This is a genomic window from Granulosicoccus antarcticus IMCC3135 (genome assembly GCF_002215215.1).
Lineage (GTDB): Bacteria > Pseudomonadota > Gammaproteobacteria > Granulosicoccales > Granulosicoccaceae > Granulosicoccus > Granulosicoccus antarcticus.
This window is the reverse complement of sequence record NZ_CP018632.1, coordinates 2,462,137-2,479,573: the sequence shown is the minus strand read 5'-3', so window position 1 is coordinate 2,479,573 and position 17,437 is coordinate 2,462,137. Positions and strand designations below refer to the sequence as shown.

General features: G+C 53.1%; 18 protein-coding genes. 7 read left to right on the top strand and 11 right to left on the bottom strand.

Annotated features, from left to right (window positions below; translation table 11 throughout):
* Positions 1-37 precede the first annotated feature (37 nt).
* The 4 genes from glmM to rlmE all read right to left on the bottom strand — a co-directional run bounded on the left by glmM (position 38) and on the right by rlmE (position 4,956).
* The gene (gene glmM / locus IMCC3135_RS10875) at positions 38-1,375 is read right to left on the bottom strand and encodes a phosphoglucosamine mutase (RefSeq protein ID WP_088917623.1); all 1,338 of its coding nucleotides are present in this window, start codon (positions 1,373-1,375) and stop codon (positions 38-40) included.
* Between the two features lie 29 nt (positions 1,376-1,404).
* On the bottom strand, positions 1,405-2,178 hold the full coding sequence (gene folP, locus IMCC3135_RS10870) for a dihydropteroate synthase (protein WP_088917622.1): 774 nt from the start codon (positions 2,176-2,178) through the stop codon (positions 1,405-1,407).
* A gap of 125 nt (positions 2,179-2,303) precedes the next feature.
* Positions 2,304-4,265 carry an ATP-dependent zinc metalloprotease FtsH gene (ftsH, locus tag IMCC3135_RS10865; RefSeq protein ID WP_088917621.1) on the bottom strand — a complete coding sequence of 654 codons (1,962 nt, stop codon included), beginning with the start codon at positions 4,263-4,265 and terminating at the stop codon, positions 2,304-2,306.
* 67 nt (positions 4,266-4,332) lie between these two features.
* Positions 4,333-4,956, bottom strand: a complete 624-nt coding sequence (gene rlmE, locus IMCC3135_RS10860) for a 23S rRNA (uridine(2552)-2'-O)-methyltransferase RlmE (protein WP_088917620.1) — start codon at positions 4,954-4,956, stop codon at positions 4,333-4,335.
* Positions 4,957-5,053: 97 nt separating this feature from the next.
* Here rlmE and IMCC3135_RS10855 point away from each other — a divergent pair, with 97 nt between their 5' ends.
* Entirely contained in the window at positions 5,054-5,371 is a 318-nt protein-coding gene (locus tag IMCC3135_RS10855; RefSeq protein WP_088917619.1) for a YhbY family RNA-binding protein, read from the top strand.
* A gap of 9 nt (positions 5,372-5,380) precedes the next feature.
* On the opposite strand, the gene IMCC3135_RS10850 is transcribed toward IMCC3135_RS10855, so the two are convergent.
* Both IMCC3135_RS10850 and IMCC3135_RS10845 read right to left on the bottom strand, forming a co-directional pair.
* Positions 5,381-6,721, bottom strand: a complete 1,341-nt coding sequence (locus IMCC3135_RS10850; RefSeq protein WP_088917618.1) for an ATP-binding protein — start codon at positions 6,719-6,721, stop codon at positions 5,381-5,383.
* Complete coding sequence (locus IMCC3135_RS10845) at positions 6,718-7,383, bottom strand: response regulator transcription factor (RefSeq protein WP_088917617.1); 666 nt, start codon at positions 7,381-7,383, stop codon at positions 6,718-6,720. Before IMCC3135_RS10845 ends, IMCC3135_RS10850 begins: the two co-directional genes overlap by 4 nt.
* Before the next feature lie 293 nt (positions 7,384-7,676).
* Here IMCC3135_RS10845 and IMCC3135_RS10840 point away from each other — a divergent pair, with 293 nt between their 5' ends.
* From IMCC3135_RS10840 to IMCC3135_RS10825, 4 genes are all read left to right on the top strand, one after another.
* Positions 7,677-7,988, top strand: coding sequence for a hypothetical protein (locus IMCC3135_RS10840; protein ID WP_169727442.1), 312 nt, complete (start codon positions 7,677-7,679; stop codon positions 7,986-7,988).
* Between the two features lie 264 nt (positions 7,989-8,252).
* Positions 8,253-8,432 carry a hypothetical protein gene (locus tag IMCC3135_RS10835; RefSeq protein ID WP_088917615.1) on the top strand — a complete coding sequence of 60 codons (180 nt, stop codon included), beginning with the start codon at positions 8,253-8,255 and terminating at the stop codon, positions 8,430-8,432.
* Positions 8,433-8,588: 156 nt separating this feature from the next.
* Positions 8,589-8,891: a high-potential iron-sulfur protein gene (locus IMCC3135_RS10830; RefSeq protein WP_205737999.1), complete on the top strand. Its 303-nt coding sequence runs from the start codon at positions 8,589-8,591 to the stop codon at positions 8,889-8,891.
* A 102-nt stretch (positions 8,892-8,993) separates the two neighbouring features.
* Positions 8,994-9,953, top strand: coding sequence for a DUF808 domain-containing protein (locus IMCC3135_RS10825; RefSeq protein WP_088917614.1), 960 nt, complete (start codon positions 8,994-8,996; stop codon positions 9,951-9,953).
* Here the strand turns inward: IMCC3135_RS10825 and IMCC3135_RS10820 are convergent.
* Positions 9,950-11,047, bottom strand: a complete 1,098-nt coding sequence (locus tag IMCC3135_RS10820; protein WP_088917613.1) for a hemolysin family protein — start codon at positions 11,045-11,047, stop codon at positions 9,950-9,952. The two genes, IMCC3135_RS10825 and IMCC3135_RS10820, sit on opposite strands and share 4 nt — an antisense overlap.
* A gap of 92 nt (positions 11,048-11,139) precedes the next feature.
* Between IMCC3135_RS10820 and IMCC3135_RS10815 the strand changes: the two genes are divergently transcribed.
* Entirely contained in the window at positions 11,140-12,501 is a 1,362-nt protein-coding gene (locus tag IMCC3135_RS10815) for a ribonuclease J (protein WP_088917612.1), read from the top strand.
* Positions 12,502-12,533: 32 nt separating this feature from the next.
* On the opposite strand, the gene IMCC3135_RS10810 is transcribed toward IMCC3135_RS10815, so the two are convergent.
* The 3 genes from IMCC3135_RS10810 to IMCC3135_RS10800 form a co-directional block, all read right to left on the bottom strand.
* Positions 12,534-13,307 carry a response regulator transcription factor gene (locus tag IMCC3135_RS10810; RefSeq protein ID WP_088917611.1) on the bottom strand — a complete coding sequence of 258 codons (774 nt, stop codon included), beginning with the start codon at positions 13,305-13,307 and terminating at the stop codon, positions 12,534-12,536.
* A 190-nt stretch (positions 13,308-13,497) separates the two neighbouring features.
* Positions 13,498-14,013 (bottom strand): hypothetical protein, encoded by a 516-nt coding sequence (locus tag IMCC3135_RS10805; protein ID WP_088917610.1) that lies wholly within the window; start codon positions 14,011-14,013, stop codon positions 13,498-13,500.
* Complete coding sequence (locus IMCC3135_RS10800) at positions 14,010-14,957, bottom strand: hypothetical protein (RefSeq protein WP_088917609.1); 948 nt, start codon at positions 14,955-14,957, stop codon at positions 14,010-14,012. The genes IMCC3135_RS10805 and IMCC3135_RS10800 overlap by 4 nt, the downstream gene beginning before the upstream one ends.
* Positions 14,958-15,134: 177 nt before the next feature.
* On the opposite strand from IMCC3135_RS10800, the gene IMCC3135_RS10795 reads away from it, so the two are divergent.
* On the top strand, positions 15,135-15,761 hold the full coding sequence (locus IMCC3135_RS10795; RefSeq protein WP_169727441.1) for a YqaA family protein: 627 nt from the start codon (positions 15,135-15,137) through the stop codon (positions 15,759-15,761).
* Positions 15,762-15,825: 64 nt separating this feature from the next.
* Here the strand turns inward: IMCC3135_RS10795 and IMCC3135_RS10790 are convergent, their stop codons facing one another.
* A complete protein-coding gene (locus IMCC3135_RS10790; protein WP_088917608.1) occupies positions 15,826-17,265 on the bottom strand; it encodes a Do family serine endopeptidase in 1,440 nt (479 codons plus the stop codon).
* Positions 17,266-17,437: the final 172 nt, after the last annotated feature.

Here is a 17,437-nt window from a genome sequence, read left to right as displayed (position 1 = left end):
GAACGATAACCGAAGAAGGATACCCGCAAGTCACCATTTAGTCCAGTGCGTCACCGACAGCTGTCGCAACGCGCTGGCAAATTGCCTGCACATCGTTGGCAACCTTACCCTCGACCATGACACGCACCAATGGCTCGGTACCTGATGGACGCAACAATACTCGTCCACTTCCTGCAAGATCGGTTTCGGCCTGCAGCAGAGCAGCTTGAATTTTATCGTTACCATCCAGATTCACCTTACTGTACACAGGCACGTTGATCAGAACCTGTGGATACAGCTTCATCCCCGTTCGCAATCCGGCTAGCGACTCTCCACTTTCGCGCATGACTGCCAGCACGGCAAGAGCTGCAACAATCGCATCACCCGTCGTCACGCGATCCAGGCAGATCACGTGCCCAGAGTTTTCACCACCCAGCTGCCAGCCTTTCTCACGCAGCAGCTCCATGACGTAGCGATCGCCAACACCGGCACGAGCAAACGGAATCCCTTTTTCTTCGAAAGCGTGCTCCAGAGCCAGATTGGTCATCAGAGTACCGACCACACCGCCCTTTAGCGTGCCTTTGGCATGCCAGGCGCTCGCCAGAACATAAAGAATTTCATCACCGTCGACAATCTCACCGCGATGATCCACCATGATGATTCTGTCGCCGTCACCATCGAGCGCAATACCGACATCTGCCCGCTCAAGCAAAACGTGGGCTCGCAGATTGTCAGGAGCCGTGGCACCGCAATCCTTGTTGATGTTCATGCCGTTTGGATCGGCTCCAACGGACACAACATCGGCACCCAGCTCGTCAAAAACTTCTCGAGCGATATGGTAAGCCGCACCGTTTGCTGAATCGACGACGATTTTCAATCCATCCAACCGCAGGGTGGAAGGAAACGTACTTTTACAAAATTCGATGTAGCGACCAGATGCATCGTCAACCCGACGGGCACGCCCCAGATCCTTGGAATCAACGGTCGTCATTTCCTCCTTCATCATGGCTTCTATTTCAAGCTCGACTTCATCCGGCAATTTACTGCCTTCTGTGGAGAAAAATTTCAGCCCGTTGTCATAGAACGGATTGTGCGAAGCACTGATGACAATACCGGCCGCCGCGCGAAAAGTACTGGTCAGATAGGCCACTGCCGGTGTCGGCATGGGGCCTAGCATGCGGCTATTGATACCTGCCGAGGCCAGACCGGCTTCCAGCGCTGATTCGAACAAGTAGCCGGAAATCCGGGTGTCCTTGCCGATCAACACTTCGCGATTACCCTTGGATGCCAACACCTTGCCAGCAGCCCAACCCAGCTTCATCACGGTTTGCGCAGTCATCGGATACTGGCCTACGCGTCCACGTATGCCGTCAGTACCAAAGAATTCTCTTGCCATTATTTTACTCAATCCAATTGTCTAGACTATCAACACTCTTGCACGGCGCGGTAAACCGCCAGCGCTTGTACAGTCGGCGCCACATCATGCACACGCACGATAGATGCTCCGTTCTGCACACACAATAGGGCAGCACTCACAGAAGCCGTTACTCTATCTACCGAATCACTACCCAGTATCTGCGCAAACATACGCTTTCTGGACAGGCCCGTCAGCAATGGCGAGCCATTACCGAGCCTGCTCAGATATTTCAACAAGGTCAGATTATGCTTCAGAGTCTTGCCGAATCCGAACCCCGGATCCAGAACAATCGACGACTCTGCAACACCTCCTGCAATGCAAACCTGTCGACGCTCAGCAAGAAACTGCCCCACTTCGACCAGCACATCAGCATAGACCGGCTCCTGCTGCATGGTCCGCGGTTCACCTTTCATATGCATCAGGCATACCGGTAATCCCGTTGCGGCTGCAGCCGCTAACGCACCCGGCATACACAAGGCCCTGACATCGTTAATCATGCCAACACCCACAGCAGCACCTTCGCGCATCAATGTGGGTCTGCTGGTATCCAGAGAGACAATCGTATCAAAGCGATTGCTGATAGCCTCTATCACAGGCAACACGCGATCCATCTCTTGCTGCTCACTCACCGCCGCGGCACCGGGACGCGTGGATTCACCGCCGATATCAATGATATCCGCACCAGCGCTCAGCATGCTTTCTACCTGCGCCAGTGCCTTGTCCAGCGTGTCAAACCGACCACCATCGGAAAAGGAATCGGGGGTGACATTGAGAATACCCATGACTCGAGGCTTCTCAAGACTCAACAAACGGGGACCACACTGGAGGGCAAAATGCACGAAAAGGACGTCCTGAAATGAAAAAGGCCCGTCAACAGTGACGGGCCTTGATGGAAACTACGAGCAGATCAATGCAGACTTGGCGATGGATCAGCTGGATCGCTTACATCCTCATCAGAGTCATCACTAGCCTTCTTGTCTGACTCTTTATCCAAAGGCGAAGCCTTCTTGCCTGCTGACTTTCCGCTGGAATCATCCCCGCCCCAATCAGCCGGTGGACCTGGCTCACGACGATCCATCAGGCGGTCAATCTGCCCCAGGTCGATAGTTTCATACTTCAGCAATGCATCAGCCATCGCATGAAGAATGTCCTGGTTGTCGTTCAGGATTTTTTCAGCAGCGATATAGTTATCATCGACCAGCTTGCGAATCTCCTCATCGATTGACTTGACTGTCTCACCAGACATGGGGCTCTGCTTTGAAGAGGCACGACCAAGAAAAACTTCACCCTCCTCTTCACTGTAAGCCAGAGGTCCCAATTTGTCGGACAAGCCCCAACGGGTCACCATGTTACGAGCGATTTCTGTCGCTCTCTCAATGTCGTTGGAGGCACCGGTAGTTACCATGTCTGCACCGAAAATGATTTCTTCCGCGATACGACCACCGTACAAGGTCGCAATCTGGCTTTGCAGCTTGCGCTTGCTATGGCTGTAACGATCTTCTTCAGGCAAGAACATAGTGATACCCAACGCCCGTCCACGAGGAATGATGCTGACCTTGTAGACCGGATCGTGCTCAGGCACCAGACGCCCGACAATGGCGTGACCAGCTTCATGATAGGCAGTCAGTTTCTTTTCCTGATCGTTCATGACCATGGACTTGCGCTCGGCGCCCATCATGATCTTGTCCTTGGCCCGTTCGAAGTCACCCATGTCGACCTGTCGCTGGTCGGCACGAGCCGCAAACAAGGCCGCCTCATTAACCAGATTTGCCAAGTCGGCACCGGAGAACCCTGGAGTACCACGAGCAATCAGCTCTGGACGCACATCATCTGCAACCGGCACTTTCTGCATGTGGACACGCAAAATCTGCTCACGTCCGCGCACATCAGGCAAAGGAACAACAACCTGACGATCAAAACGACCGGGACGCAGCAACGCTGGATCCAGCACGTCAGGACGGTTGGTTGCAGCAATGACGATGACGCCCTCGTTACCTTCAAATCCATCCATCTCGACCAGCAACTGATTGAGGGTTTGCTCACGCTCGTCGTGACCACCGCCCAGACCGGCACCACGATGCCGACCCACGGCATCAATTTCATCGATGAAGATGATGCAAGGGGAATGCTTCTTGGCTTGTTCGAACATGTCACGGACACGACTGGCGCCCACACCGACGAACATTTCGACGAAGTCAGAACCCGAGATGGTGAAGAAAGGCACTTTAGCCTCGCCCGCAATGGCCTTGGCCAGCAACGTTTTACCTGTACCCGGAGAACCCACCATCAGAACGCCGCGTGGAATCTTGCCACCCAGTTTCTGAAACTTGCCTGGATCGCGCAGAAACTCAACGAGTTCCGACACTTCAGCCTTGGCTTCTTCGACACCTGCAACATCAGCAAACGTCACTTTGATCTGATCTTCACTCAGCAAACGTGCCTTGCTCTTGCCAAAGGACATAGCCCCTCGACCGCCACCGCCACCTTGCATCTGTCGCATGAAGAAAATCCAGATACCAATCAACAGGATGAAGGGGAACCAACTGATGAGAATACTCAACAGCATGCTTGGGTTTTCAGGCGGCACTCGCTCGAAATTCACCTTCGCACGGTTAAGCTCTCCAATCAGCGAGCTGTAATCAGTTTCCGGGCTGTAAGTGGTGAATGCCTGACCACCATTTCGGTTACCGGTAATTTCAACGCCGTCAAATTTGACTTGGTCGACTTGGCCGCTGTTGACGCTTTGCAGAAAGTCCGAATACGCGATGGTATCCGTTGCCTGCCGGTCGCCGCCCAGATTCTGAAAGACAGTCATCAAAATGACCGCAATCACAACCCACAGCAACACGTTTTTCAATAGATCGCTCAAAGACTTACCTCGCAATTCGGCGATTGCCGCTTGTTCCGTTAACTACTAGATGACGGGGTTTCCATCATCATATCAAGTTCCTTGCTACTACATATACTTCGCGACTACGCGCCCGGGAAGCAGCCGGCTTTCGAATCTTTACGTTACGAAAGCACTTTCGTATTTCCTTAATATAGGCATCAAAGCCTTCACCTTGGAAAACCTTGACCACAAAGGCACCATCTGGTGCCAGAAATTCCGTTGCGGCAACCAATGCCAGCTCGACCAGACCCATTGCTCGGGCTTGATCGGACACACCTACTCCACTCAAGTTGGGAGCCATGTCAGACAAAACAAGGTCTGCCTTGCGATTTTCCATCGCCAAATTGATGTCATCGGCCGTCGACTGTTCGGTAAAGTCGCCCAAAACGAAAGTAACATCTGGCAATGAATCCATTTGTAAAATATCAGAGGCAACGATTCGGGCCGATTCACCCGCCTGGCGTGACAAATACTGAGTCCAGCCACCGGGTGCAGCTCCGAGCTCAAGAATCACACTACCGGGCCTAATCAGTTTATCCTTCTCGTTCAGCTCGATGAGCTTGTAGACAGCCCGCGAGCGGTAGCCATCCAAGGCTGCCTGCTTGACGTATTGATCACTGGCATGTTCCTGCAACCAGCGACTGCTGCTTTTGCTGTTTGCTCGACCCACAATACTCCTACCCTATTAGAATGACCCTCCGACGACGGCCTACAGCTTCCGATTGTAGGGCGTTTCTAGTCAATAGCCACAAAACCCGACGTACTCAATGAACAAAAAACGCGAACTGGACAAGGCAGCCCTCAAATACTTGCGCTCTCTGGCGCATGCTCTCAAGCCTGTTGTTCGTCTGGGCCAGCATGGCCTGACCGAAGCGGTTACCAAAGAACTCGATGGCGCACTCAGTCATCACGAGCTGGTCAAGGTCAAACTGAGTGAATCGGAAAAGGAGGCTCGCCTGAACCAGTTGAATCTGTTGTGTCAATCCGTCAGAGCTATCAGTGTGCAGCAAATAGGCCACACGGCCACACTTTATCGTCGAAATGACAAGAAGCCGGTCATCGACCTCTCTCTTGCCAAGCGTTAGTCCCGAACGCTAATCTCTGGACAAGCTGCGAGAGGGCAGATAGACACTGGCGCGCAGCCCTCCCAGCCGGGCTGAGGTCGCAAGCTCCAGGCGCCCCTCGTACGAGTCCACTATATCCTTGACAATCGACAGGCCCAGTCCGTGCCCGGCAACGGATTCGTCGATTCTGACACCTCGCTCCGTCAGTCTTCCCAGTTCTTCAGGGGAGCATCCTGGTCCATCGTCCTCGACATCCATCAAGATGCCGTCGGCACTGCGAAGATTGATGATAACCACAGAGCGGCTCCACTTGACCGCGTTATCCAGCAGGTTGCCGATCAGCTCCAGCATATCCTGCCGATCATGCACCAGCTCAACCCCGGGACCGATGTTGTAGCGCACATCCACTGTCTTGTCGGAATAGACCTGCTCGAGCAACCCGATCAAAGCCGGTAATTCCTCATCCACCACAAAGCGCTGCCCGACGGTACCCCGCCCGGCCAGCCGGGCTCGCTTCAATTCACTCTCAATCAATTGCCGAATGGATTCCGCATTCTGGCCAATGAGCGTCTGTTCAGCGCGGCCAATATGGGTTGACTCGGTGCAACGCAACAGTAAGTTCAATGGCCCCTTGAGCGAATGTGCAAGATTTCCCGCAGCATTGCGAGACTGACGTAATCGCTGATCGTAACGACGTAGCAGCCGATTGAACTCACGTACCAGCGGCAAGACTTCGTCGGGAACATCTTCTGACAACGAGACTGCCTGGCCATGCTCCAGGCGCTGCATGTCACGTTGAATGGTTTCCAGTTTGTCTACCGAATGCTTGACGATCAATCGCTGCACACTCAGCATCCCCACCAGCAGCACGAACGCGACAATGGCACTAAACCACTGAAACACCTGCAATTTGGCCTTGATCGGGCTTACATTCTCAGCCACAGCAATCGTGAATTCCTGCCCACCTTCAGAGAAACCGCCATACCAGAGCAGCAAGGCCTCTCCGCTGACACCTGTTGTCCGTAGCAGGCGCTTTTCCCCGGGAACCAGCACCGGTACTTCGAAAAACTGCTCCCAGGCCGATCGAGACATCAGCAACCGATCGTCTGTGCGCACAACAAAATAATGTCCGGACGCTGGAAGCCCATACGCAGGATCAAGCTTGTACCGGCCCAGTTGGACAGAGGGCTCAGGGACATCGGAAAACTCAAGAATAGATTCGATATTACTGGCCTTGACTGCCAGTCGACCAAAAACAAACCTCTCCGTGAGCATGCGGCTACTCAGAGTCGCCGTCCACCAGAAAACGAACAGGATGACGCACAGGCTACCAATCAGCCCTATCTGCAGGCTGCGCTCCAGCGAGTTCACACGGAGGGGTCGTTGAATATATAACCCTGACCGCGCTTGGTCAGAATCATCTGATTACCGATTTTTTCGCGCAGCCGACGGATATACACCTCAATCAGATTACTGTCGCGCTCGGAATCCTGATCATAGACGTGCTCGGACAAATGAGTCTTGGAGAGTATCCGACCACTATTGAGCATCATGTAACGAAGCAGACGAAACTCTGTGCCTGTCAGCTGATGCGTAACCTCTCCCACTTCTACTTGCTGAACATCTTCGTCCAGTCGCAGTGAGCGGGTCTCGATCTTGTGAGAACTCCTGCCATGCCGACGGTAGATCAGTGCGCGAATCCGTGCAATCAACTCTTCCACATGAAAGGGCTTGCCCAGATAGTCATCGGCGCCAGCCTTGAACCCATCAACCCGCTCGTACCAGGCATCCCTGGCCGTTAACACGATGACAGGTACCCGATTGCCAGCCTGGCGCCAGGCCTGCAGCACTTCCATACCTGGTTTCTGAGGCAAGCCCAGATCCAGTACGATCGCATCGTAAGGTTCGGTGTTACCCAGATGCTCCGCATCGACACCGTTGTCTGAGACATCCACAGCAAACCCTGCGCGCATGAGGTCACTGCGCACATAAGACACCAGTTCGGGATCGTCCTCGACAACCAGAAGCCGCACTATTAGGATTTACTCAGCAAACAGCAAGTTAGCCCAGTATAGACCTGTTGGAGCCTTTACCCCCTGCCCTACTATGTATTACCTTGCGGTCTGCCCACCTGTAACACTACTATTTTTCAAACCCCTATCAATAGCGCTGGTATTTCCTTGGATATTAAGTAGGATAGTCTCTTCGTGTGCACACCTTATGTCTAACGAACAGCACCTCGGTAAAGATGGCTCGTAATCACAAGTTTTTTTTTGACAAGGACGGCAATCCCAAAGCTCGCGGACCTGCAGCTGAAAAGATGCTAATGACTTTTCTGGAAACTGACGTCCAGGGGAGTGACCACATCTGTGGCGACCTCATGGATGATCTGACCGCCATCGAAGATGGCTCAGATGAATCCCGTGAATTCATAGGAAACGCTCATCAGGTGCTGATCGGCCCACAAGGCGTGACGCTGACACCGATTGTCGAGAGCGAGGATGACAACAGCAGCCCTGCTGCTGAGCCCACCAGCTACACACTGGCGTTCAAGCATTTTCGGGAAGTACTGGAAGACTGGGAAGCCTTCATTCTGGACGATGTCATGGATGATCCTCGATCCGAGGATGAATACTGATCTGCCGAGACAAACGCAGTATGGCCACCAAAACCATACTGCAATAAGTCTTGTTCAGACAGTATGGGGTCTACGCAGATTGCTCATTTTCGGATTTTTGAATGAAAATTTCCGTAAGTAACTCCATTTCACTAACGTAATGGTCGCCAATAGAGCATTCTTTTGCGTTGTATTCGCACAGAATAGATCTATAACTTTGGCCAAGACCAATAAAAACTGTTTCTGCGGCCCTGAAAACTGCCCAGATCTGTACGGAGTGATCCCATGAAAAACAATTTGCAGAATGTTACGCGTAATTTGCGCAACCTCATCAAGACCTTGCCTGCTGTCAAAGCCAATTGCAGCGCCGAGGTACTGACTCGACATGTGCAGCTCATTGCCCACTTCCAACGACAATACGATCAATTGATCGCGGCGGCACGAACGACGCCCGTCGCCGGCTGAATGCTAACGAGAATGATTATCAATCATGTTAAGCGATTGATTTTTATCAATTAACGTTGCAATCTTTCTCGGTTTACACATCCAAAGATAAAGCTGCTCGTATATTATGACGACAGCTGTACACGTCTCTATTCTCTGGAAACAGGTAAAAATCCGATGACTGATATCAAACGTCGTAAATTCGTCTCACTGATGGGTGTGAGTGCGGCAGTAATTCCTGTTAGCGCACTGGTAGCCAGCCTGCCCAGTCGTGCCGACGACACACCTGCCGTAGACCCAGAGTCAGCACAGGCTCAAGCGTTACAATATGTTGCTGTAAGCGAGAAGGCTGACCAGAGTTGTGGCACATGCACACTGTATACCGGTGCTGCTGACTCAGAAATGGGCCCTTGCCCATTGTTTCCAGGAAGTGCTGTACATTCCGCTGGCTGGTGTAGTGCTTTTGTACCAAAAGCATAACTAATACATCCGCACGATGTAACTTGAACGCCTGCCCTTGTGGCGGGCGTTTTTGGTTGTACAGTACCGTTTCCAATGATCTGAACCTTTGAGACCTATTTCATGGCAACCAGCCTGCTTGCTCTGCTTGACGATGTTGCATCGATACTCGACGATGTTGCTGCCATGACGAAAATCGCCACCAGGAAGACGGCTGGCGTCCTGGGCGATGATCTGGCATTGAATGCTCAGCAGGTGACAGGTGTCAAAGCTGATCGTGAGCTCCCTGTTGTCTGGGCGGTGGCCAAAGGCTCTGCCATGAACAAGGCGATACTGGTTCCCGTTGCCCTTGCCATCAGCGCCCTCGCCCCATGGCTTATCACCCCTTTACTGATGCTGGGTGGGCTATACCTGTGCTTCGAAGGTGTGGAAAAGCTTTCTCACAAGTTCCTGCACCCGGCAGAAGCCGACGCCGAGAAAAAACAATTACTCGAAGCCCTGGCCGACGAGAAAGTAGATCTTGTTGAACTTGAGAAAACCAAGATAAAGGGCGCCATTCGTACCGACTTTGTCCTCTCCGCAGAAATCATTGTCATAACTCTGGGTACCGTCGGTGCCGCCACGTTCGGCGTGAGGGTCGCAACCCTTATTGCTATTTCCGCCATCATGACTATCGGCGTCTACGGCCTGGTCGCTGGCATCGTCAAGCTTGATGATGCGGGTCTTCACTTGACGGCCCCTGCTGATGGCAGCAAGCCCAGCGCCTTCAGCCAGGCGGTAGGCAGAGGCATTTTGTGGTTTGCACCGAAGCTGATGAAATTCCTTTCAGTCGTTGGCACCGCCGCCATGTTCATCGTTGGAGGCGGCATTCTCACTCACGGGTTTCACTGGTTGGCTGTCAAAATCCAGAGCGCAGCAGATGGCGTCTCCGGACTACCCGTATTTACAGACATCAAAGGCATCGGCAGCCTCGCAGAGCAGCTGACAACCACTCTGCTGAATACCACTGTTGGCGTTCTAGCCGGAATCGCAGCTCTGGTACTTTTCATGGGCTACCAGAAACTACGGGGCAAGAAAGACTAGACCGGCTCTTTCGGGTCAAGATCACTTTTCAAGTCATCACCAGATTCCAGCAAGCCCATATTACGTGCCCGCTCTTCCCACTGCTTGCGCGCCATCTCTTGCATATCTGACGAATTATCGGTCTCATCCACTATCTCCAATCCCAATAGCGTCTCGATGACATCTTCCATCGAGACAATTCCAGCCGTGCCGCCAAAGTCATCGACAACCACGGCAATATGCTCGCGCTTGGCCGTGAAGTGGCTGAACAACTCCGGAATGGGGTAAGACTCCTTGACTGCGAGCACCTCGCGTCGAATAGCAGACAGAGGCTCGTCACCCTTGCCGTCCAGCAGGTGTTTCAACACCTGATTCTTCAGAACATAGCCTGTAATCTTGTCCTGACTTCCCTCGTAAACCGGTACGCGAGAGAACCTTAAATGCGGGTGCTGATCGTGAAAGTCACTAATCGTCGTACTTTCGTCTGCGGAGATCATCACCGTGCGAGGCGTCATGACATCCTTTGCAAAGATGGTATTGAAGCGCAACAGGTTACGCAGAATATTGGATTCATCTTCATCGAACACGCCTTGCTGGGAGCCCAGCTCCGCCATGGCGCCAAAATCCGCACGACTGAACACCGATGCTTCCTTGTCCTTCTTGAGAGCACTGGTGATAATCTGACTGACAAAGACCAATGGCGCCAACACCCACATGACGAGCTTCAGACTGCGAACCGTAAAGCCAGCCAGCTCACGCCAGTAATTTGCACCAATGGTTTTGGGTATGATTTCAGAGAACACCAGAATGGCCAGCGTCATGAGCACCGGAACAACGGCGGTTGACATGAAAGAGGCACCCCAGATCTTCGTTGCCTGAGCACCGACGCCAATAGCACCGACTGTATGCGCTATGGTATTGAGCGTCAGGATAGCCGCCAACGGCCTATCAACATTTGACTTGAACTCCTGCAATGAATCGCCAAGCTCGTTACCTTCCTGGATCTGCATCTGGGTAAACGAGGGGGTAACACTCAGTAACACCGCCTCCCAGATGGAACACAGGAACGAAAAGATGATGGACAACAGCAGAAATACAATCAGTAGGGTATACATGAAACGAGTTCAAACCTATTCTTTAGCAGATGCGTATAGGCACCGATGGTACCTGATGTCTGCCAACACTTTTCCGGGAAACTACTGAATACATGACACCTGATGCAAGTGATTTCTGGTTTCTGCCCTTGGGTGGCTGCGGCGAAATCGGAATGAACATGAACCTTTACGGTCACGACGACCAGTGGCTCATGGTGGATTGCGGTGTCACATTCCGTGACGCTGATGGTAGCAACCGCAGTGGCTATCACGTACAGATGGCCGACCCTGGCTTCATTACAGAGCGACGTGAGCAACTCCAAGCCCTGCTGCTCACACATGCTCATGAGGATCATATCGGCGCGGTAGCCCATTTATGGCGCAAGCTGCGTTGTCCAATCTATGCGACGGCTTTCACGGCAGAAATGTTACGACGCAAGCTGGCAGAGCACGGTCTGGTCAACAAGGCCGTGATCACGCTAGTCGAGCCCGGAGACCGCATGCGTATCGGTGCCTTCGACGTGGAATGGATTCCCAACACCCACTCAATCCCCAGCCCATGCGGTGTTGCAATTCGTACCTCGGCAGGCAGCGCTTTCCATACCGCGGACTGGAAGCTGGACCCCAACCCTGTTATTGGCCATCACTACCATGAGTCAATCTACCGGGCATTGGGCGACTCGGGGATTCAGGCCATGGTCTGTGATTCAACCTGTGCAGATCAGCCCGGACATTCACTATCTGAAAGCGCGCTCTACGATGGACTGCATCATCATGTCACTAACGCGACTGGCCGAGTGGTTGTCGCCTGCTTCGGCAGCAACATTGCACGCCTGCACACGCTCGCAAGAATAGCCAAAGAGACCGGACGACATCTGGGCTTGCTGGGCCGATCTCTCATCAATACGGCGGGTGCCGCCAAGGCTAGCGGCTTGTGGCCGGACATTCCCACATTGGTCGAGTCGGACCACCTGGGCTATCTGCCTCGTGAATCCTTGCTACTGGTGGCAACAGGTAGCCAGGGTGAGCCTCGCACGGCACTGCATCGACTCAGCCACGACAGCTTCCGGGACCTGGCACTGCAGGAAGGAGATACCGTTATCTTCAGCGCCAGAGCTATTCCGGGTAACGAAAGTTCTATCGAAATGCTTATCGAGCGCCTACAAGCTCGGGGCATCATCATCGTGACACCGGACACCTCTGAGCTGCCTATCCATGCATCCGGACATCCGGGCAGACAGGAACTGGAAAAACTCTACAGCTGGGTCAGACCATCTCTGGTAATTCCGGTACACGGCGAGCCCGCTCATCTTGATGCCCAGGTCGATGTCGCCAAGTCAGCTGGTATTGCCCGCCAACTCAATGGCCGCAATGGTGATCTTTTCGTGATTGGCCCCAATACGTCGATTCGACGCAATGCCGTTCCAGTCGGTCGACTCGGCGTAGGCCAGAAGGCTCTTGAGAAGATCGCCTGACAAGCGATCATTGCACGGCACAGAAAGAACGACTAGTGTGTTCGAACCAGGCGGTAGCCGAGACGTCTCTGACGTTTCAGCTCCCAGCCATGCTCTGCTGTCAGCTTGAGTTTCTTGCGCACGCGGCACGCTGCCGTATCGATACGACGCGTCTCCATTCCCGCTGGCAAAGACCATATTGAAGTCAGCAACTCTCCATTTTCTACCAGGCGGTCCCGATTCGAAAACAGGTAGTAGGCCAGCTCATATTCCTTCGGTGAAAGATCGACAACAAAACCGGAGTGCGTCACTCGACGTTTCAGCAGATCGAAGCTGATATTCCCGGACGTCAGAATGTCGTTGATGGGACGACCATGATGACGCAGTGCTGCCTCCAACCGCACTTGCAGTACAGAGGAACTCTCCAACAAGTTGAAGCAATGATGCGCGCCATCATCCAGCAAGGAAACAACGGTCTGCTCAGCCGTGCAATCCGATACCGCAATGATCCTTCGGCAGCGTAATTGATTAGGCAGCTCGCTGGGAAGATTGATGCCACTGGGGCCTGTTCCGGTTGGTTGCGCTTGAACCCTGTGGCACAGCACAATGGCTACGATGCTGGTAGCCAGTTTGCCGTTGGATTGCAGTCGCTCAGAACAAGAAAAATCGGGACACCAGTGCGGCCTGTAACCGGCAAGGCAAAGAATATCGCATAATCTGATGGCATCGGCCTGCCTTGTGGCAACGACCAGAACCTCGCCATTGTCACTCATTGATGCTACTGATCCGGACTCGCTGGCCAATCGATGTATACCGTTGTCAACCATGGGTGATTCAAGGCATCTGGTGAGAAAAAGACGCAACTCATCTAAAATAAACTGATGGTTTTTACAGTCAGCAAAAGCCTGGAGTGCAACTGCGCGTGCGCATTTATATGTGACGAAGTATACACATCACTTAGAGCATATCCGCAGCAGAGCATGACATGTCACGCTGGTTTACAAATGCCGGGAACGATCAACCTTCCTCTTTGCGAGGCTTCTCCGCCTTGCGGCGTGCTTCTACCATTTCGTCAAATCTGGCCAGCTGCAAACTGGTCAATCGCCCCGGTAGATTCATCGACAGAATGAATGCCATACAGGCACAGGACAAGTAGGCAATCTCAATGTATCGCAACACGGCAAGGCTGCTGTACTCCCCTTTGAACAGACTGGACAGGAATACCAACACCAGGGTGACCAGATAGAGAACGAACAGAATTTTCTGGCGAACAAGGCGACGATACACATTGCTGCGTCGCACCGCATCCGCACGCCAGTTTCTGCCACGATAGAGGCTGGGTTCTCCCAACAAGGTCATGATGGTTATCAGAACCCCGGCCATGATCGAGAACACGTTGACTATGATGCGTGACGCTTCGGCGTTGCCATGAACCAATGGCTGTCCGTACCAACCAGCCACACACGACGCCACCGCAGCCAGTACAAAACCGGAAATGCGCGGCCAGTCAATCGTGATGTCAGATAGGTTCATGTCTCTAGCAGTTTACCCTCCTTCAGCTCATCGTAATAGTTGCTCAATGCCGTCCAGACCGAAGTATGCTCTACAGAGTTATTGTATGACGTCACTTTGATGCGTTTGTGCAGCTTGACCGAGAGATCTGACAGGCGATTGCCATCGCGCGTCACGATGGTAAAACCCTCGCTACCTTGCTCATCAGACAACATGGCAACCGCGATTTTGTCAATCGAACGCTGCGCTTCGATATCTGCATGAGTATTGCCCTGTAGCTTCAACTCCACGTTCACAATCAGATCCTCCATGGCGCGTTGTTCAAGCACGGTGTCATCCTTGGCAACCAGAGCGGCTACCTGATCAGAAACGCTCTTTAGTAAACGTCGCCCCATGGTCGAGTTGTCCGGCAACAGTTTGCGACTGGCCTCGTAGGCAACGCTTCCCAACTGTATGGACCCCACGCCGTGCTTGCGGATGATCGCGAGCCGGTCCAGATCTGCGGCAGGCAGCAAATCGAACAGGCACATTTCTTTCTCGACACCACACTCCGCAAAGAATTGCCGAAAATACACTCTGGCTGCAGCCTGGGTAATGCCACTGGCACAAAAGATGACGTCGGCATCGTTGACCAGCATGAAACATTCACCGGCCTTGAACTCCTTGCCACGAGGTGGTCGCTGAGCACCTTCTTCATCCTCGGCTCCTTCGGGCTCAGGATCCAGCGTTGCAGCTTTCTCACCCGGCACATACTTGACCAGATGCAAAAGAACCGGATTGTTTGAAGTAGACACCCGACGGTGCTGAATGCGCATGATCGACTGATCGCCAGGATCCAGCTCCGTGTCTTTACAGACACGCCGGCGGCGCAGCATGAGACGAATGGATGCCTCTATATTGCGGGGCTGACCATCGTGCACGGAGCGCAGATAGTGCAGTGTTTTGGATTTGGAATTGTCAGACACCTGCGTCTATTCCAGTTTGTGAACGAGCCCACATCATACTATAAATATTTACGGCACTTGAAGGATAATCCGGTTACCTGAAAAAGCCCGGAAATGACGAAATACAGATGAAATCGTCAGCGTTTCGTCAGTTTGATGCCCTAGAATGCCGCTTTACAACCAGACCTTACCCACATAATGACCGCACTACCAGGCCCCACTCCCTCAACCAGCGTCAATGCCGGTTTGTTCGGGTCGATCTACCGCAAAATGATGCAATGGGCAGGTCACCGACATGCCGAGCGATGGCTGGCACTGGTCAGCTTCGCCGAGTCCTCGTTCTTCCCATTGCCACCCGATACCATGCTCATTCCCATGACGCTGGCCAAACCGAAACGTGCCATGCGATACGCCTTGATCGCTACCTTGTTCTCCGTTCTAGGTGGCATTCTGGGGTACATGATCGGTATATACGGAGGCGATCTCATACGACCATTTATTGTCAAAATCGGCTGGCAACATCAATTTGACCTGGTGCTGAGCTGGTTTTCACATTGGGGTTTCTGGGCGGTGTTCATCGCAGGGTTTTCACCGGTTCCCTATAAACTGTTCACCATCGGAGCCGGCGTTCTGGGGCTGGCTTTTGCCCCCTTCATGGCAGCATCCGTGATTGGACGCGGGGCACGATTCTTTCTGGAATCCTACCTGGTTGCACGCGCCGGACCTGCCGTTGCACCGCTAATCGAACGCAATATGGAGCGTGTGGGCTGGGCCATGGTCATGCTTGCTGTCGGCGCAGCATTGTTCTACTACCTGCAAGCCTGAATTACCGGGGGTCATCAACCTTTATGGACGATGACCCCGTCGAATCGTAACTACTGTTCAGCGTTTACTCGTGAGAATCAGGAATTTCAATGGCCATATAGCGAGAATTCTGCCCACGCATGACCAGTGCCGCGACGCTCTTGCCCGCCTCCAGTTTGCCGAGCTGTGCAACAAACTCAGACGGATCAGAAACCGCCTTGCCATTGAGTGACAGAATAACATCATCGGTCATGATGGATGCTTTAGCCGCAGCCCCCGAAGGCAACACCTGCATGACACGAACACCATGATCGATGCCAAGCTCCTGCATCATTTGCTCATCCAACTTACCGACCACCAGACCCAACTGATCGGCAGCTGAACTTGCAGGAGCATTAGAGGCTACTTGCTCAGAATCAAATTCGCCGATTTTCACCTCAATCTCTTGTGGCTCGCCGTTACGCAATACCGAAACCGTAGCATTCTGTCCGGCCGCCACCAATGCGACCAGTGGCGGCAAATCACCTGAACGATTGACCGGCGCTCCGTTGAACTCGACAATGATATCGCCAGTTTGAATACCAGCCGCCAATGCCGGCCCTGCATCGGCCAGACTGGAAACCAGGGCGCCAGTGGGAGAGTCCAGCCCGAATGCATCAGCCAGCCCTTGATCCACATCCTGAATGGCAACACCCAACCAGCCACGACTTGCATGACCGGTCGCCTTCAACTGATCGACAACATGCTTGGCAACATTAATGGGAATGGAAAAAGACAGCCCCTGATAACCACCTGAGCTTGAGTAGATTTGCGAGTTAACACCAATCACTACACCCTCTGTATTGAAAAGAGGTCCTCCGGAATTACCCGGATTAACAGCCACGTCAGTCTGTATGAAAGGCGCATAACCACCCGATGGCAGGTTGCGCGCGACGGCCGACACGATCCCTTGGGTTGCCGTATGGTCAAGCCCGAAGGGTGAGCCGATTGCAAGCACCCATTCCCCTACCTTTACATCATCGGAATTACCCAGCTCAGCCGCCGGCAGACCCGTTGCATCCACCTTCAGCAAGGCAATATCAGTCGCCTCATCCAGACCGACCAGAGTGGCTGGATACTGATGACGATCATCGAGCGTTACAATCATCTCGGAGGCACCCTCAACGACATGGGCGTTGGTCACCACATAGCCATCTTCAGAGACAATAAAACCTGAGCCGACACCACGACCGGATCGAGGCTCGGAGGGAGCGTTACGCGGATCCTGCTGAAAGAATCGTTGTAGCTCCTCCGGCAACTGCTGCAACTGCGGATTCACCGCCGCTGTCGGTTGCAGACTCTCACGCAGCACCGCGATACTAACCACGGTATCTGCCTGCTCCTCAACCAGCTTCTCGAAATCCGGAAGTCCTGCGGCATCCGATACGGAGCTACCCAGCACTGCACCCAGAATCACCGTAGAGGCAATGGCTCGTTTGACGGCACTGCCGCCTTGTTTAAATCTACTTTCTGATGAATCCCACATACTTGTTTCCTGTTAGCGGTTTATTCAACTCGATAGACTTGACCTGTCGAACCGGCACAAGGTTCCACTGCAGCCGCATTACTAATTTGCAAGGATAATGTTGGAATGCCGCGCCTTGCCAGAGATTAATTCGCCTGCTCAAGCCGGCAAGATACAGAAGTGCATTGCATCA

Excerpts from the sequence above, each read along its gene's own strand:
- glmM (WP_088917623.1), bottom strand. The coding sequence starts at position 1,375 with ATGGCAAGAGAATTCTTTGGTACTGACGGCATACGTGGACGCGTAGGC.
- folP (WP_088917622.1), bottom strand. The coding sequence starts at position 2,178 with ATGGGTATTCTCAATGTCACCCCCGATTCCTTTTCCGATGGTGGTCGG.
- IMCC3135_RS10855 (WP_088917619.1), top strand. The coding sequence starts at position 5,054 with ATGAACAAAAAACGCGAACTGGACAAGGCAGCCCTCAAATACTTGCGC.
- IMCC3135_RS10840 (WP_169727442.1), top strand. The coding sequence starts at position 7,677 with ATGACTTTTCTGGAAACTGACGTCCAGGGGAGTGACCACATCTGTGGC.
- IMCC3135_RS10835 (WP_088917615.1), top strand. The coding sequence starts at position 8,253 with ATGAAAAACAATTTGCAGAATGTTACGCGTAATTTGCGCAACCTCATC.
- IMCC3135_RS10830 (WP_205737999.1), top strand. The coding sequence starts at position 8,589 with ATGACTGATATCAAACGTCGTAAATTCGTCTCACTGATGGGTGTGAGT.
- IMCC3135_RS10825 (WP_088917614.1), top strand. The coding sequence starts at position 8,994 with ATGGCAACCAGCCTGCTTGCTCTGCTTGACGATGTTGCATCGATACTC.
- IMCC3135_RS10820 (WP_088917613.1), bottom strand. The coding sequence starts at position 11,047 with ATGTATACCCTACTGATTGTATTTCTGCTGTTGTCCATCATCTTTTCG.
- IMCC3135_RS10815 (WP_088917612.1), top strand. The coding sequence starts at position 11,140 with ATGACACCTGATGCAAGTGATTTCTGGTTTCTGCCCTTGGGTGGCTGC.
- IMCC3135_RS10810 (WP_088917611.1), bottom strand. The coding sequence starts at position 13,307 with ATGGTTGACAACGGTATACATCGATTGGCCAGCGAGTCCGGATCAGTA.
- IMCC3135_RS10805 (WP_088917610.1), bottom strand. The coding sequence starts at position 14,013 with ATGAACCTATCTGACATCACGATTGACTGGCCGCGCATTTCCGGTTTT.
- IMCC3135_RS10795 (WP_169727441.1), top strand. The coding sequence starts at position 15,135 with ATGACCGCACTACCAGGCCCCACTCCCTCAACCAGCGTCAATGCCGGT.
- IMCC3135_RS10790 (WP_088917608.1), bottom strand. The coding sequence starts at position 17,265 with ATGTGGGATTCATCAGAAAGTAGATTTAAACAAGGCGGCAGTGCCGTC.